General features: G+C 76.6%; 13 protein-coding genes. 6 read left to right on the top strand and 7 right to left on the bottom strand.

The features are described 5' to 3' along the window. The first annotated feature begins 302 nt into the window (after nt 1-302). The 3 genes from ACWGKU_RS11660 to ACWGKU_RS11650 are packed head-to-tail and all read left to right on the top strand — an operon-like array spanning nt 303 to nt 4,829. Entirely contained in the window at nt 303-3,419 is a 3,117-nt protein-coding gene (locus ACWGKU_RS11660) for an adenylate/guanylate cyclase domain-containing protein (RefSeq protein WP_452179766.1), read from the top strand. Next, nucleotides 3,416-4,288, top strand: a complete 873-nt coding sequence (locus ACWGKU_RS11655) for a S8 family peptidase (RefSeq protein WP_452179767.1) — start codon at nt 3,416-3,418, stop codon at nt 4,286-4,288. The genes ACWGKU_RS11660 and ACWGKU_RS11655 overlap by 4 nt, the downstream gene beginning before the upstream one ends. Continuing rightward, on the top strand, nt 4,272-4,829 hold the full coding sequence (locus tag ACWGKU_RS11650) for a GAF domain-containing protein (RefSeq protein WP_380549758.1): 558 nt from the start codon (nt 4,272-4,274) through the stop codon (nt 4,827-4,829). The genes ACWGKU_RS11655 and ACWGKU_RS11650 overlap by 17 nt, the downstream gene beginning before the upstream one ends. On the opposite strand, the gene ACWGKU_RS11645 is transcribed toward ACWGKU_RS11650, so the two are convergent. The 7 genes from ACWGKU_RS11645 to ACWGKU_RS11615 all read right to left on the bottom strand — a co-directional run bounded on the left by ACWGKU_RS11645 (nt 4,820) and on the right by ACWGKU_RS11615 (nt 11,079). Then, nucleotides 4,820-5,737 (bottom strand): Vgb family protein, encoded by a 918-nt coding sequence (locus ACWGKU_RS11645; RefSeq protein ID WP_452179768.1) that lies wholly within the window; start codon nt 5,735-5,737, stop codon nt 4,820-4,822. The genes ACWGKU_RS11650 and ACWGKU_RS11645 overlap by 10 nt on opposite strands. Before the next feature lie 103 nt (nt 5,738-5,840). Continuing rightward, nucleotides 5,841-6,941, bottom strand: coding sequence for an AI-2E family transporter (locus ACWGKU_RS11640; RefSeq protein WP_380549752.1), 1,101 nt, complete (start codon nt 6,939-6,941; stop codon nt 5,841-5,843). Nucleotides 6,942-7,039: 98 nt separating this feature from the next. Then, on the bottom strand, nt 7,040-8,137 hold the full coding sequence (locus ACWGKU_RS11635) for a winged helix DNA-binding domain-containing protein (RefSeq protein ID WP_452179769.1): 1,098 nt from the start codon (nt 8,135-8,137) through the stop codon (nt 7,040-7,042). Beyond that, on the bottom strand, nt 8,134-8,829 hold the full coding sequence (locus ACWGKU_RS11630; protein WP_401051727.1) for a glycerophosphodiester phosphodiesterase: 696 nt from the start codon (nt 8,827-8,829) through the stop codon (nt 8,134-8,136). Before ACWGKU_RS11630 ends, ACWGKU_RS11635 begins: the two co-directional genes overlap by 4 nt. 5 nt (nt 8,830-8,834) lie before the next feature. Next, nucleotides 8,835-9,299, bottom strand: a complete 465-nt coding sequence (locus tag ACWGKU_RS11625; protein ID WP_452179770.1) for a hypothetical protein — start codon at nt 9,297-9,299, stop codon at nt 8,835-8,837. Between the two features lie 87 nt (nt 9,300-9,386). After that, nucleotides 9,387-9,803 (bottom strand): TOBE domain-containing protein, encoded by a 417-nt coding sequence (locus tag ACWGKU_RS11620; protein WP_359913640.1) that lies wholly within the window; start codon nt 9,801-9,803, stop codon nt 9,387-9,389. A gap of 91 nt (nt 9,804-9,894) precedes the next feature. Further along, nucleotides 9,895-11,079 carry an ROK family transcriptional regulator gene (locus tag ACWGKU_RS11615; protein ID WP_401051722.1) on the bottom strand — a complete coding sequence of 395 codons (1,185 nt, stop codon included), beginning with the start codon at nt 11,077-11,079 and terminating at the stop codon, nt 9,895-9,897. 109 nt (nt 11,080-11,188) lie between these two features. Between ACWGKU_RS11615 and ACWGKU_RS11610 the strand changes: the two genes are divergently transcribed. From ACWGKU_RS11610 to ACWGKU_RS11600, 3 genes are all read left to right on the top strand, one after another. After that, a complete protein-coding gene (locus ACWGKU_RS11610; protein ID WP_380549743.1) occupies nt 11,189-12,433 on the top strand; it encodes an MFS transporter in 1,245 nt (414 codons plus the stop codon). A 95-nt stretch (nt 12,434-12,528) separates the two neighbouring features. Next, entirely contained in the window at nt 12,529-13,299 is a 771-nt protein-coding gene (locus ACWGKU_RS11605; RefSeq protein WP_452179771.1) for a dienelactone hydrolase family protein, read from the top strand. Nucleotides 13,300-13,361: 62 nt separating this feature from the next. Continuing rightward, nucleotides 13,362-14,078 (top strand): TVP38/TMEM64 family protein, encoded by a 717-nt coding sequence (locus ACWGKU_RS11600; protein WP_380549738.1) that lies wholly within the window; start codon nt 13,362-13,364, stop codon nt 14,076-14,078. Nucleotides 14,079-14,110 lie beyond the last annotated feature (32 nt).

Genomic DNA, 14,110 nt, shown 5'->3' with positions numbered 1-14,110 from the left:
CGGCGGGCGGCCGCCCGCCGTCGCCCACCATGCTGGGCGGGACCGGCTGCGCCCGGCTTCGGGGCCGGTTGGGATCCGGTATGTCCGCAGGTCGGCGCGGCCGCGCCGGGCCGCGCGGGCTGCACCGGGCCCTGCCGGCAGGCCCCCGCACCCCGCCCCGCCTGCGGCCATACCGCTCGCCAGGCGTTCCCGAACCGGGCCCGAAGCCGCGCCCGCGACCCTGGCCGGGAACGCCCGTGCACTCCCGCTCCGCTCCGCCGCGCACGCCCCGCACAGCGAAGGACGACCGAAGGACGGCCACCATGCCCTGCCCACTCTGCGCCCAGCCCGTCGGCACCAACGACCAGTTCTGCCCCTCCTGCGGCGCCGCCCGGGGCGCCGCCCTCGACCTGGCCGCCGAGGAGCGCAAGCTGGTCACGGTGGTCTTCTGCGACCTGGTCGACTCCACCGCCCTGTCCGGCGCGCTCGATCCGGAGACCCTGCGCGAGGTGATCCTGCGCTACTTCGAGCGGATGCACCGCCGGATCGAGGCGCACGGCGGCACCCTGGAGAAGTTCATCGGGGACGCCGTGATGGCCGTCTTCGGCGTCCCGGTGATCCGCGAGGACGACGCCCACCGGGCGCTGGCCGCCGCCCTCGCCATGCTGGAGGACCTGGAGGACCTCAACACCGAGCTGGACGCCACCCTCGGGGTCCGCCTGGACGTCCGGATCGGTGTCAACACCGGCCAGGTGGTGGCGGGTTCGGACGCCTCGGCGCGCCAGGCGCTGATCTCCGGCGAGACCGTGAACATCGCCGCCCGGCTGCAGACCCGGGCCGCCCCCGGCCAGGTGCTGATCGGCCCGCAGACGCTGCGCGCGGCCGGTCCGGCCGCCCAGGTGGACGAGGTCGGCCCGCTGCACCTCAAGGGCAAGGCCGAGCCGGTCACCGCCTACCGCCTGGTCGCCCTGGACGAGGACGACCCGGAGCTGCTGCGCCGCTTCGACGTCCCGCTGGTCGGCCGGGAGCGCGAACTGGCGCAGCTGGACGCCGCGTTGGCACGGGTGGCGGGCGGCTCGGGGGCCGAGCTGCTGCTGATCGCCGGCGAGGCCGGCATCGGCAAGACCCGGCTGGTGCGCGAGTGGCGCGAGCGGGTCGGCCGGCGCACCGCGCGCTGCGGCACCGCCCGCTGCCGCAGCTTCGGCGAGCAGGGCACTCTGGCGCCGATCGCCGAGGCGGTCCGGACCCTGCTGGACGAGCCCGGGGGCGCCGCTCCGGCCGAGGCGCTGGCCCGGCTGGACGAGGCGACGGCGCCGGGCCTCGACACCCGCCGCTCGCTGGAGCTGCTGGCCGCGATCCTGCGGGGCCGCACCGTCGAGCGCCCGGCCGTCCTGGTCCTGGACGACTGCCAGTGGGCCGGCCCGGCGCTGGTGGACGCCGCCGGGTGGCTGACGGCCGAGCTCGGCGCGGCCCCCGTGCTGCTGCTCTGCCTGACCCGCCCCGAGCTCCCGGCCGCCCGCCCGGAGCTGCCGGCACTGCCGGTCGGCGGCCTGTCCTGGGACGAATCCGCCCTGCTGGCCGCGCAGTTGACCGAACTGAGCGCCCACCAGGACGCGGTTCCCACCCGGCTGCTGGAGCGCGCCGAGGGCAACCCGCTGCACCTGGAGGAGCTGCTGGCCGCCCTCACCGAAACCGAGGGTCCCGTCCTGACCGACGAACTGCCGCCCACCGGACGGGCCCTGCTCAGCGCCCGGATCGACGGGCTGGAGCGCGACGATCGCGCCACCCTCGACCTCGCCGCCGTCCTCGGCCGCGCCTTCACCGCCACCGAACTCGCCGAACTCGCCCACGGCGGCAGCGATCAGGACGCCTTCGCCGACCCGGAGGACGACGTCTTCACCGGCCCGATCGACGGGCTGCCGGCCGGCCCGTCCGCCGGGGGCGACGACACCCCGCCGCGGCTACGCGCCGCGCTGGCCCGGCTGGCCGAGCTGCGGCTGGTCGAACCGGCCGGCACCGGCTACCGGTTCAGCAGCGGCCTGGTCCAGGAGTCCGTCTACCAGTCGATGTCCAAGCGGGCCCGCGCCGAACGCCACGAGCGCGCCGCCGACCTGCCGGCCGTCCGCTCCACCGGGGACGCCGCCGTCGGCGGCCACCTGGAACGCGCCCACCGCTACCGGCTCGAACTCGGCCTGCTGGACACCCGCACCGACGTGCTGCGCACCCGCGCGGCCACCGCCCTCGGCGCCGCCGGGGCCGGCGCCCTGGCCCGCGCCGACCTGCCCGCCGCCACCGACCTGCTGGAGCGCGCCGTCCGGCTGCACTACCCGGGCGAGCGCGCCGCGGGCCCCGCGCTGCGCCGCCTCGGCGAGGCCCGGCTGGCGCTCGGCCGCGCCGAGGAGGCGCTGCCCGTCCTCGCCCAGGTGCGGGACGCGGCCGCCGACCCGCTGGACGCCGCGCACGCCCGGCTCGCGCTGGCCGCCCGCGGCCTGCCGCCCGGCCCGGATCAGCCCGCCGCGACCGCCCGCGCCGTCCTGCCGCTGTTCACCGACACCGGGGACGACCTCGGCCGGGCCCGGGCCGGGCTGCGGCTGGCCGAGGAGCAGCTGCTGGCCGGCCGGCACACCGAGGCCGAGCGGCTGCTGGACCAGGCCCTCGACCGGGTCTGCCGCACCGACGCCGAGCTGGACCGGGCCGCCGTGCTGGCCGCACTGGCCGCCTCCCTGCTGGCCGGCCCCGAGCCCGTCCCCAACGCGACCTTCCGGCTGCGCGCCCTGCTCGGCGAGCACGGCACCGGCCGGCGGACCGTGCGGGTCGCGCTGAACGGCCCGCTGGCCGTCCTGCTGGCCCTGCGCGAACGCCCCGAGGAGGCCGAGCTGCTGCTCGCCGAGGCCAACAGCCTGGCCGGGGAGCTGTCGCTGGCCGAGGCGATGGTGGCGCTGCCCGCGCTGACCGCCCAGGCGGCGGCCGCCCTCGGCCAGAGCGGCCAGGCGCTGGACCTGCTCGCCGACGCCGCCGAGATCGCCCGTCACCAGGGCAGCCCCGCCCCGCTGCCGCGCCTCGCCCTGACCACCGCGCGGGTCCTGCTGGACACCGACCGCCCGGCCCAGGCCGCCCGGCACCTGGACGGCGCGGACGCCCTCGCCACGTTGCCGCCGGTGCTCGCGATCGAACTGGACGCGCTGCGCGGCCGGCTCGCCGCCACCCGGGGCGAGGCCGCGCCGGCCCTGGACCTGACCGCCGCCGCCCTGGCCGCCGCGGAGGCCACCGAGTCGCTGCTGCTGCAGGCGCTGACCGCGCTCGACCGGGCGCACGCCCTGCTGCTGCTCGACCGCCCCGCCGAGGCCGCGGTGGCCGCCGCCACCGCCCGGGACCGGTTCGCCGCCAAGGGCCACCTGCCGGGCGTGCGGCGCGCCGAGCGGCTCGGGGGCACCCGGTGAGCGGCCCGGCCGGCCTCACCTGGAGCCTGCGCGACCGCACCCCCGCCGACCTGCCGGTGCTCGCCGACGCCGTCGCCCCCGACGGCGAGGAGAGCGGCGGGGGCACCGGCGGGGGCGGGGGCACCGGCAAGGGCGTACGGGTCTGCGTGGTCGACTCCGGGATCGAGCCCGACCACCCGCTGGTCGGGCCGGTGCAGGGCTCCTGGGCGGTGGCCAGGGACCCGGCCACCAGGGAGCTGGTCGTCCGCCCGGACTCCGCCGGCGACACCTGCGGGCACGGCACCGCCTGCGCCGGCATCATCCGCCGCACCGCCCCGGACTGCGAGCTCTACAGCGTGCGGGTCCTCGGCGAGCGCTTCACCGGCACCGGCGACATGCTGATCGCCGGGCTGCGCTGGGCCGTCGGGCAGCGCTTCGACGTGATCAACCTCAGCCTCTCCACCACCCGGACCCGCTTCCTGGACGAGCTGCACGCGATCGCCGACGACGCCTTCTTCGCCCGCACCGCGATCGTCGCCTCCGCCCACAACACGCCGGTGGAGAGCTACCCGTGGCGGTTCTCCTCGGTCATCTCGGTGGGCAGCCACCAGGAGGACGACCCGCGGCTGCACCTGTACAACCCGGCCCCGCCGGTGGAGTTCTTCGCGCCCGGCCAGAACGTCCGGGTGCCCTGGCTCGGCGGCGTCACCATCCGCACCACCGGCAACAGCTTCGCGACCCCGTACGTGGCCGGGCTCTGCGCCCGCATCCTGTCCCGGCGGCCGAGGCTGACCACCTTCCAGCTGAAGAGCGCGCTCTACCTCACCGCGGCCAACGTCCAGGTCCCTTCCACCCCCACCCCGGAGGCGCCCGATGACCCTCAGCACTGACCCCGCCGTCGACCCGCTGGCCCGCGAGCTGCTCCAGTCCGTGGTGGACGTCGCCCGGGCGATCTTCGGCGCCCAGGCGGGCTCGGTGTGCCTGCTCGACGAGGCGGCCGGGGAGCTGGTCTTCCAGGCCGTCTCCGGGCGCGGCGAGGAGTCGCTGGTGGGCCGCCGCTTCCCGGCCGGCCGGGGGATCGCCGGCTGGGTGGCCGCCTCGGGCGAGCCGATGGTGGTGGACGACCTGGGCGCCAACCGCACCTTCGACCGGGACTTCGCCGAGTCCACCGCGTACGTCCCGACCGCCCTGATGGCCGCGCCGCTCACCCACGGCAGCCGGGTGCTCGGCGTCCTGGAGGTGCTGGACCCGGCCCCGCAGGCCCGCGCCAGCCTGCCCGAGCTGGACCTGCTGGCGATGTTCGCCCGCCAGGCCGCCGCCGCCCTGCGGGTGATCGCCGAGCGTTCCCCCGCCCCGGCGCCGGCCCCCGACCGCGCCGCCGCCCTCGGCCTGCTCGCCGACCTGGAGGAGCTGCTGCGCCGTCAGCCCTGAGCGCCCCGGGCACCCAGGGCACCCCGGGCGTCCCGGGCCGGGGTCAGCCGGGCGATCTGCCCGCGCTCCAGCGCCGCGTACACCGTGCCGTCCGGGGCGACGGCGATGCCGTGCGGCTCGGCGCCCGCGCCCGGGACGGGGTGGCCGTCGAGCCGCCCGTCCGGGGTGAGCACCCCGATCCGGCCGGCGCCCCACTCGGTGAACCAGAGCGCCCCGTCCGGTGCGGCCGCGACGGCGTGCGGCCTGGCCGAGCGGTCGGCCAGCGGATGCTCGGTCACCTTCCCGTCCACGGTGATCCGCCCGACCAGCCCGCCGCCGATCCCGACGTACCAGAGCGCGCCGTCCGCCCCGGCCGTGATCCCGACCGGCGCGGTGCCCTCGGTGGGCAGCCGGTGGACGGTCACCGCGCCGTCGGTGCCGACCCTCGCCACCGCGTCCGCCTGGTTGAGCGTGCACCACAGTGCCCCGTCCGGCCCGGCCGTGATCAGCGACGGGAAGGCCCCGTCGACCGGCAGCGGGTACCGCGTCACCTCGCCGTCCACGGTGATCCGCCCGACCCGGTTCGCGTTCAGCTCGGTGAACCAGAGCGCCCCGTCCGGTCCTGCGGCGATCCCGTACGGGCCGGGGTCCTCGCCCGGCAGCTCGAACGAGCCGGCCCGCCCGTGGACGTCGATCCGCCCGATCCGGTGGTCCCGCATCCGGCTGAACCAGAGCGCCCCGTCCGGCCCCGCCGTGATCACCGCGGGCCCGCACCCGGGCGCCCCGAGGCCGTGGCGCCGCACCGTCCCGTCCGGGGCGAGCCGCCCGATCTCCCCGCTGTGCACCAGCGTGAACCAGACGCCCCCGTCGGGCCCCACGGTGACCCCGTACGGCCCGGCTCCCGCCTCGGCCACCTCGAACAGTTCCATGCGACCCCTCCCGAAGCACTATTGCGACTCATGTCGCATTAGCAATGCTCACATGATCCCCCGACCGACGGCAACCCGCTTTCCGCTCCGCCCGGCCCGCTGCTCAGCGGTCCGGCGCCGCCGACCGGTCCGGATCCCCGCGCAGCACCGAGACGACGCCCATTCCGGCCGCGCAGACCGGGACGGCGAGCAGGGCGCCGATGATGCCGGCGATGCCGGCGCCGGCCACCACGGCGACCATGATGGTGGCCGGGTGCAGCTCCACCGTGCGGCTCTGGATCACCGGCTGGAGGATGTTGCCCTCGATCATCTGCACCGTGAGCACCACGCCGAGCGCCCAGAGCGCCGTGCCGATGCCACCGTCGGCGAGGGCGACCAGGACCGCCGCCGTGCCGGACAGGAAGGCCCCGACGAAGGGGATGTAGGCGCCCATGAAGACCAGCGCGCCCAGCCCCGGCGCGCCCGGCACACCGAGGGCGAGCAGGCCGATGGTGATGAAGCTCGCGTCGATCAGGGCGATCAGGGTGGTGCCGCGCATGAACCCGGCCATCGCGTCGAAGGCCCGCCCGGCGCAGGCGATCACGGTGGTGGCACTGCGCTCGGGCAGGTAGGAGCGGATGACGTCGCCGGTGCGGTGGCCGTCCCGCAGGAAGAAGAACACCAGGGCGAGCGCCAGCACCCCGCCGGTGATCAGCTGGGTGAGCAGGCCGAGCCCGGAGAGCACGCCGTTGGTGAGGGTGGACACCAGCGAGTTGGTCTCGCCCTTGGCGTTGCTCAGCGCGTGCTGGATCTTCGACCCGAAGGGGCCGAGCCAGCCGGCCAGCCGCCGCCCGGCCTCCGGGAGCGAGGCGGCGATCTGCGGGGCGCTGTGCACCAGGGAGTTGACCAGCAGGGCGATCACCCCGCCGACCGCCGTGACCAGCACCGTGCAGGTCAGCCCGGCGGCCAGGCCCCGCCCGACGCCCCGGCGCACCAGCCAGGGCACCACCGGGTAGAGCAGCGAGGTCCCGAGCAGCGCCAGCAGGAACGGCACGGTCGCGGCCCGCAGTTCGACCAGCGCGAAGACCACCAGCGAGGCGACGGCGATCAGCAGGATCACCGCCAGCGACCAGGCCGCCGCCTGCCGCAGCGCGGGCGGCAGCATCAGGTACGGCCTGCGGTGGTCCGGCCGCCGCTCCTCGCCGGACGCGCGCTCCACGGACACGGTCGCCTCCGCCGGGGTCTCGACGATTCCGGACCGCCCCAGCTCAGCAGAGGTTCCGACGGCCCGCGCGGCGGATCGGCCGGGAGCACCCGAACGAGCTACCCGGGGGCCTCGAACCGCACCGCGCCGTCCTCGCCCGCCCCCGTGAAGACCAGTACCCGCTGCGCCTCGGCCTCGGCGGCCCGCCGGTCGGCCGGGCGCAGGGGGGCGAACGGGGCGACGGCCACCTCCCGGTCGCCGGTCAGCCGCCAGGTCCCGGCGACCAGCCCGTCCACCAGGAGGGTTCCGTGCACGATGCCGTTGCGGGTCATCACCCGGCCCCGGTGCTCCTCGGACAGCACCCGGGTACGGTCCGCGTGCGAGAGCAGCAGGTTGTCGAACGGGGCGACCAGCCGGACCGGCGCGGGGGTGTCCTCGTCGGGGCGGGGCGCCTCGGGCAGGTCGTACAACTGCCGGCCCTGTTCGTCCCGGAAGGCCCGCAGGCTCGGTGCGAGCCGCCGCAGCACCGGGGCGAGGCCGGCCAGGCCGCACCACTGGCGCAGGTCGGCCGCGGAGGCGGGGCCGAACGCGGCGAGGTAGCGCAGCACCAGGCCGTCCGGGCCGGGTGACGGGTCGAGCGGGCGGCCGAGCCAGGCCTCGGCGGTGGTGTGGGCGGCCGGGCCGCCGCGCCCCCACAGCCCGCGCGGCGGGACCTGCACCAGCGGCAGTCGGCAGCGGGCGGCCTGGGCGAGGGCGGCCGGGTCACGGTCCGGGCGGCTCGCGGCGAGCAGCGCGCCGAGCTGCTGGAAGGTGCGCGGCCGCTCCTCGACCAGGGTGCGGGCCTCGGCGGCGAGCGCGTCCAGGTCCAGGCCGGTCAGCCGCTTCCCGAAGGTGGTGCGCATCGCCTGGTCCAGCATCGGCTGGAGGAGCGGGCGCAGCGTCAGGCAGTCCTCGGCGGTGACGAGGTGGATGGTGCCGCGCTGGAGGGCGGTCCGGACCACCGCCCGCTGCTCGATCAGGGTGCTCAGCCGCTCGGGCGTGAAGCCGTCGAGCCGGGCCAGCAGTCCGAGGTAGGGCGGCTGGGGTGCGGCCTGGGCCTGGAGGCCGCCGAGGTGGTGGATCAGTGCGGCGGGCTGCTGGTCGGTGCGGGCGAGCAGGTGCTGACGGGCCAGCAGGGCCCGGCCGAGCGCCCGTCGGCTCAGGACCGGTCCGGTCACCGGCGGCCATCCAGCACGGAGCGCAGGACGCCGATCCGGTTGGAGGTGATGGAGGCGACGCCGCTCTCGCGCAGCCGGCGCATGGTGCGGCGCAGGTCGGCGGTCCAGGTGGAGACGGCGAGCCCCTGCTCCGCCGCGGCGGCGGTGAAGGCGGGGGTGACCAGGCCGAACGGCGGGTTGAGGTAGCGCGGGCGCAGGTCGTCCAGCAGGGCGCGCACGGGCATCCCGGGCTGCTTCCAGGTGAGGGCGATCTCGGCGTCCGGGCTCAGTTCGCGCACCGCGAGCATGGCGGCGGTGGGGCCGCAGAAGGCGACCGCGCGTTCGGCGCCGAGCCCGGTGACCACCGACCAGGTGGCCGCGGCCGGTCCGGCGTCGTCCAGGTCGATCAGCAGCCTGCGGCCGTCGACGGCGGCGACCGTCTTGATCGCCTCGGCGAGGGTGGGGACGGTCAGCGGGCCCTGTCGCAGCTCCTCCAGCTGGTCGACGGTGACCCGGTCGATCGACCGCGGGTCGCGCCAGAGCCGCTCCAGGGTGCCGTCGTGCAGCAGCACGGGCACCCGGTCGCGGGTGAGCCGGACGTCCACCTCGACGGCGTCGGCCCCGGCGGCGAGCGCGGACTCGACGGAGGGCAGGGTGTTCTCGCGGTGGCGGTAGGGGTCGCCGCGGTGGGCGACGGCGAGCGGCTTGGCCATGGCGTTCAACGGATCCTTCCGGCGAGCCAGGGGGTGAGGTCGTGGACGCCGATGGCCTCGCGGTGGCTCGGCTCCCCCGGGACGGTGACGATCAGCGTGGTGGACGGCGGGAAGGTGCGCGCCTTGACGTGCACCAGGTCGGACCAGAGGGCGTTCAGGAAGCCGGGGACGCGGTCGCGGTCGACGTCGAAGGCGATGCCCTCGACGGTCACGGTGACCTCGTCGTGGGTGAACAGCCGGACGGTGACGGCGGGGCGGCCGTCGAACTCCAGCAGCGCCTCGTGCGGGACGGCGTCCAGTTCCCCGTCCGGACCGCCCGGACCGCCCGGACCGCCCGGGCCGACCAGCCCGGCGAAGGTCCGGTCGCGGCCGATGTCGTGCTGGGCGCGGACGGTGCGGCCGTGCCGGTCGGCCACGGCCTCGATCGCGAGCACGGCGCTCTGGGTGGTCGGCAGGTGCGGGGGTGTCATCCGGGCCTCTCCTTCGGTTCCGGGGCTCGTGGGGCTCGTGGAGCCGGGGCGGCCGGGGCGGGCCCGCGCTCGGGCGACGGGCCCCGACTAGCGTCGTTCGACCATCACATTGGTGGACTTGATGACCGCCGTGGCGGGTGCGCCGGGGACCAGGTTCAGCTCCTCCGCCGACTCCCGGCTGATCAGGGACACCACCCGGAACGGCCCGGCCTGGATCTCCACCTGCGCGGCCACGTCACCGAGCACCACGTGGGTGACGATCCCCGGGAAGCGGTTGCGCGCCGAGGACGGCCGGCCCTCCGCCTCGGAGTTCTCCGGCCGGGCCAGCTCCCGGGCGAAGGCGGCGAGCTCGGCCCCCGGGATGATCCGGTGCCCGTGCTCGTCCCGCGCGGCGGCGACCCGCCCGGCGTCCACCCAGCGCCGCATGGTGTCGGCGCTGACGCCGAGCAGCGCCGCGGCCTCGCCGATGCGGTACGGGTTGGCCGGCACCTCGGGCTGGCCCATGAGCGTCTCCTGACGGTGGTTCTGATTCCCGGGGCGAGTGCCCCTGCGCCATCCTGCCGTACGGACCGCGCGGGTGATCACGCGAGGGCGGTCACGGCTCGCCGAAGAGGTCGCGCCGCACCGCGTCCCCGGCGGTGAGCACCGCCCCGGCGAGCACCGCGCCGCCGCCCGCCGTGCCGGCCCGCACCTCGGTGCTCAGCGGGGAGAGCCGGGCCAGCCGCCGCTCGACCCGCCCGGCCAGCTCCGGCCCGCCGGCCCGGCCGACCTCGCCGCCGAGCACCACGCAGCCGGGGTCCAGCACCACGCAGACGCTCGCCGCACCGATCGCGATCCGCTCGGCCAGCTCGTCCAGGAAGACCTCGCCCGCCGCGCCGGCCGCCAGGGCGGCCCGTACGGCGGCCTCGGCGGCGGGGGCGTCCCCGGCCGGGCCGGCGGGCAGTCCGTGGGCGCGGGCCAGCGCGCAGATCGCGGCGCTGCCGACCAGGCCGTGGAAGCCGCCCTCGCAGCTGTCGGCGCTGGGTAGGGCGACGGTGCCGGGAACGGGCAGGAAGCAGATCTCGCCGGTGCCGCCGGAGAAGCCCCGGCGCAGCCGCCCGTCCAGGATCACGGCGGCGCCGACGCTGTGGCCGAGCCACAGCAGCACGAAGGTGTCGCGGTCGCGCGCGGCACCGACCCGGTACTCGGCCCGCCCGGCCAGGTTGACCTCGTTCTCCAGGATCACCTCGGTACCGGGCAGCTCGCGCAGCGCGGCGAGGAGTTCGGCGTGCCAGGCGGGGAGCTTGCCGGTGCTCTGCAGCCGGCCGGTGGCCTGGTCGACCAGTCCGGGGGCGCCGACCGCGACGGTGTGCAGCCGTTCGACGCCGACGGCGCGCGCGGTGTCCAGCAGGGCGGCGACGATGGTCCCGGCGGTGTCCGGCCCGCCGTCGCCCTCGACCGGGACCTCGGCGGTGGCCAGGCCGCGCCCGGCCAGGTCGGCGACGACCAGGCTGACGCCACCGGAGCGGACGTCGAAGGCGGCGAGGTGGGCCCGGGAGGCGACCAGCGCGTAGAGCCGGGCGTTGGGGCCGCGCCGCTGTTCGCCGCGCTCGCCGACGACGGCCACCAGTCCGGTGCGCTGGAGGCGTTCGAGCAGGTCGGCGACGGTCGGCCGGGAGAGGCCGGTGAGGTCGCGCAGCTCGGTCGCGGTCAGGGGGCCCTGTTCGAGCAGGAGGTTGAGCGCCAACCGGTCGTTGATCGCCCGGGCGGTACTCGGCGTGGCCGTACGCGCGGTGGTCATGGCAGCTCATCCTTCCAGAGCATTTCTATCAGGGTCCCTTCCTGATAATTTAGCGACCGTCACAGGGCACTGTCGCGCCCCTCACCGCGCGACCGGGAGGGAAGACCCCATGAGCGGAACCACCGCACCACCACCGCCGGAGCCGTTGACCGCGCCCCGCCGGGCCCGGAGGAGCATCGCCCTGACCTTCCTGGTGCACGGGGCCGTCACCGGCAGCTTCGTCACCCGCATCCCCTGGATCCAGCACCACCTCGACCTCTCGGCCGGCCAGCTCGGCCTGGCCCTGGTCATGCCCGCCGTCGGCTCCTCCCTCGCCATGCCGCTGGCCGGCCGCTTCGTGCACCGCTACGGCGGCCGGGCCGCGGTGCGCGGGCTGATCTCGCTCTGGTGCCTGTCCCTCGCCCTGCCCGCGCTCGCCCCCTCGCTGCCGGTGCTGTGCGCGGCCCTGCTGGTGTACGGCGCCACCTCCGGGATGGCCGACGTCGCGATGAACGCCCAGGGCGTGGAGATCGAGGAGCGGCTCGGCCGCTCGATCATGTCCGGGCTGCACGGGATGTGGAGCGCGGGCGGCCTGCTGGCCTCCCCCTTCGGCATCCTCGCCGCCCACCTGGACCTCGACGCCCGGATCCAGCTCGCCGTCACCGCGCTGGTCCTGCTCGCGCTCGCGCAGCCCGTCTGCCGCGGCCTGCCCGACCTCCGGGCGCACGAGGGCGCGGAGGAGCCGCCGCGGTTCGCGCTGCCGCCGCGCAGCTCGCTGGTGATCGGACTGGTCGGCTTCTGCGCGGTCTTCGCCGAGGGCGCCTCGATGGACTGGAGCGGCGTCTACCTGCGGGACGTCACCGGCGCCTCGGCCACCGTCGCCGCCGCCTCGTACACCGCCTTCTCGCTCACCATGGCGGTCAGCCGGCTCGCCGGGGACGCGGCGATCCGCCGCCTCGGCGCCGTCCGCACCACCCGCATCGGCGGCGCCGTCGCCACCGTCGGCGGCCTGCTGGTGGTCGCCGCGGACAGCCCGGCACTGGCCATCCCCGGCTTCGCCCTGATCGGCATCGGCATCGCGGTGATCGTCCCGCTCGCCTTCGCCGCGGCCGGCCGGATCGGCACCAACCCCAGCCAGGCCATCGCGGGCGTCGCCACCGTCACCTACACCTCCGGCCTGATCGCCCCCGCGGTCATCGGCGCCCTCGCCCAGGCCACCTCGCTGACCGTCTCCTTCGGCCTGGTCACCGCGCTCGCCTGCGCCCTGCTGCTGAGCGCCGGGGCGCTGCGGCTGGCCGAACGGAATTCCGGCGGCGAGAACGTGACCGCAATGTCACCGGAAAAGCCTTCCGGAAAAGATCTCTCCGCGATATGATGATGAATTCCTGAGGGAATTTCCCGCTAAGGTCTCGAACCGCCGGGCGCACACCGCGCCCGGCGGTTTTCGTGCTCCGCGAGAGGAATTCCCCCGTGTGCTACGACCCGGACGCCGCCCCGCCCGTCCTCGGCCCCGCCCCGTGGCCCCTGGCCGAGGCCGCCCCACTCACCCTGACCTCGGCCGACGGCACCCGGTTCGGCGCCTTCCTGGCCCGGCCGGAGACCGCCACCGGGCCCGCGGTGCTCGTCCTGCCGGACAACAGGGGCCTCTCCCCGTTCTATCGGCAGACCGCCGCCCGGCTCGCCGAACACGGCCACCCGGCCCTCGCCCTCGACTATTACGGCCGCACCGCCGGAGCCGCCCCGGAAAAGCGCCCGGCGGAATTCGGCGAAATGCCGAACCTGCTCCCCCACCTGCTCGCGCTCACCCCCGGAGGACTGGACGCCGACATCACCGCCGCACTGGACCGGCTGCGCGCCACCGGGCCAGCCGAGGTGGTCGCGCTCGGGTTCTGCTTCGGCGGCCGGCAGGCCTTCCGCACCGCCGCACCGCGCTTCGGCCTGGCCGGCGCGGTCGGCTACTACGGCTACCCGGACACCCTCAACGGCGCCCCCGGGCCCACCCAACTGGCCGGGGGGCTGACCGCCCCGGTGCTCGCCTTCTGGGGCGGCGCCGACGAGCACATCCCGGCCGCCACCGTCGAGGCCTTCGACGCGGCGCTCACCGCGGCCGGCTGCCCCCACGAGTTCGTCAGCTATCCGGGGGCACCCCACAACTTCTTCGAGCTCGCCGCCGTCGAACACGCCGACGCGGCCCGTGACTCGTGGCAGCGCCTGCTGGGGTTCCTCTCCCGACCGAGCTGAGGTCCGTCCCGCGGGTCGGCCCGGGGCGCCGGCGGGGCCCGGGCACCGGTTAGGCTCGGGCGGTGTTCGAGCCCGATGCCGTTCCCGTGCCGCCCGCCGTGCCGCAGGCGCCCGCCGTCGCACCGCGTTCCCCGTGGTGGCGGTTCGCGCTGCTGGTGGTGGTGCTCGCGGCGACGGCCGGGTCGCTGCTGCTGTGGAGCCCGACGGAGCTGCTGTCCGGCGGGCTGGCGGACCGGATGCCGGGGTACTGGTTCGGCCCGCTGTTCGCCCTGGTCTACGCGGTGGGGACGCTCGCCTTCGTCCCCCGGCCGGCGCTGAACGCGGTGGCCGGTCTGCTGCTCGGCATCCAGCAGGGCGTGCTGCTGGCGGTGCTCGGCACCACCGTGGGCGCGGCCCTGGCCTTCGGGCTCGGCCGGGGCCTCGGCCGGGAGGCGCTGCGCCCGTACCTGCGCGGGAAGGTGCTCGGGGCGCTGGACCGGCGGTTCACCGAGCAGGGCTTCCGCAGCGTGCTGGTGCTGCGGCTGCTGCCCGGCATGCCGTTCCAGGCGGCCAACTACGGCGCCGCCTTCTCCGGGGTCCGCTTCCTGCCCTTCGTGCTGGCCACCGCGATCGGCGTGGTGCCGACCACCGCGGTGTACGTCACGGCGGCGGCCAGCGCGGGCCGGCCGGGCTCGGCGGCCTTCCTGCTGTCGGCGGGGGTGATCGCCCTGCTGGTGCTGGGCAGCGTGGTGGGCCTCTGGCGGACGGTCCGGACCCGCCGCCGGGCGACGGCCGGCTGAGCCTCGCCACGGGGCCGGGAGCAAAATCGCTC

This window comes from Kitasatospora sp. NPDC054768, assembly GCF_053612025.1.
The sequence above is the reverse complement of the archived record's forward strand: the minus strand, read 5'-3'. Positions and strand labels throughout refer to the sequence as shown.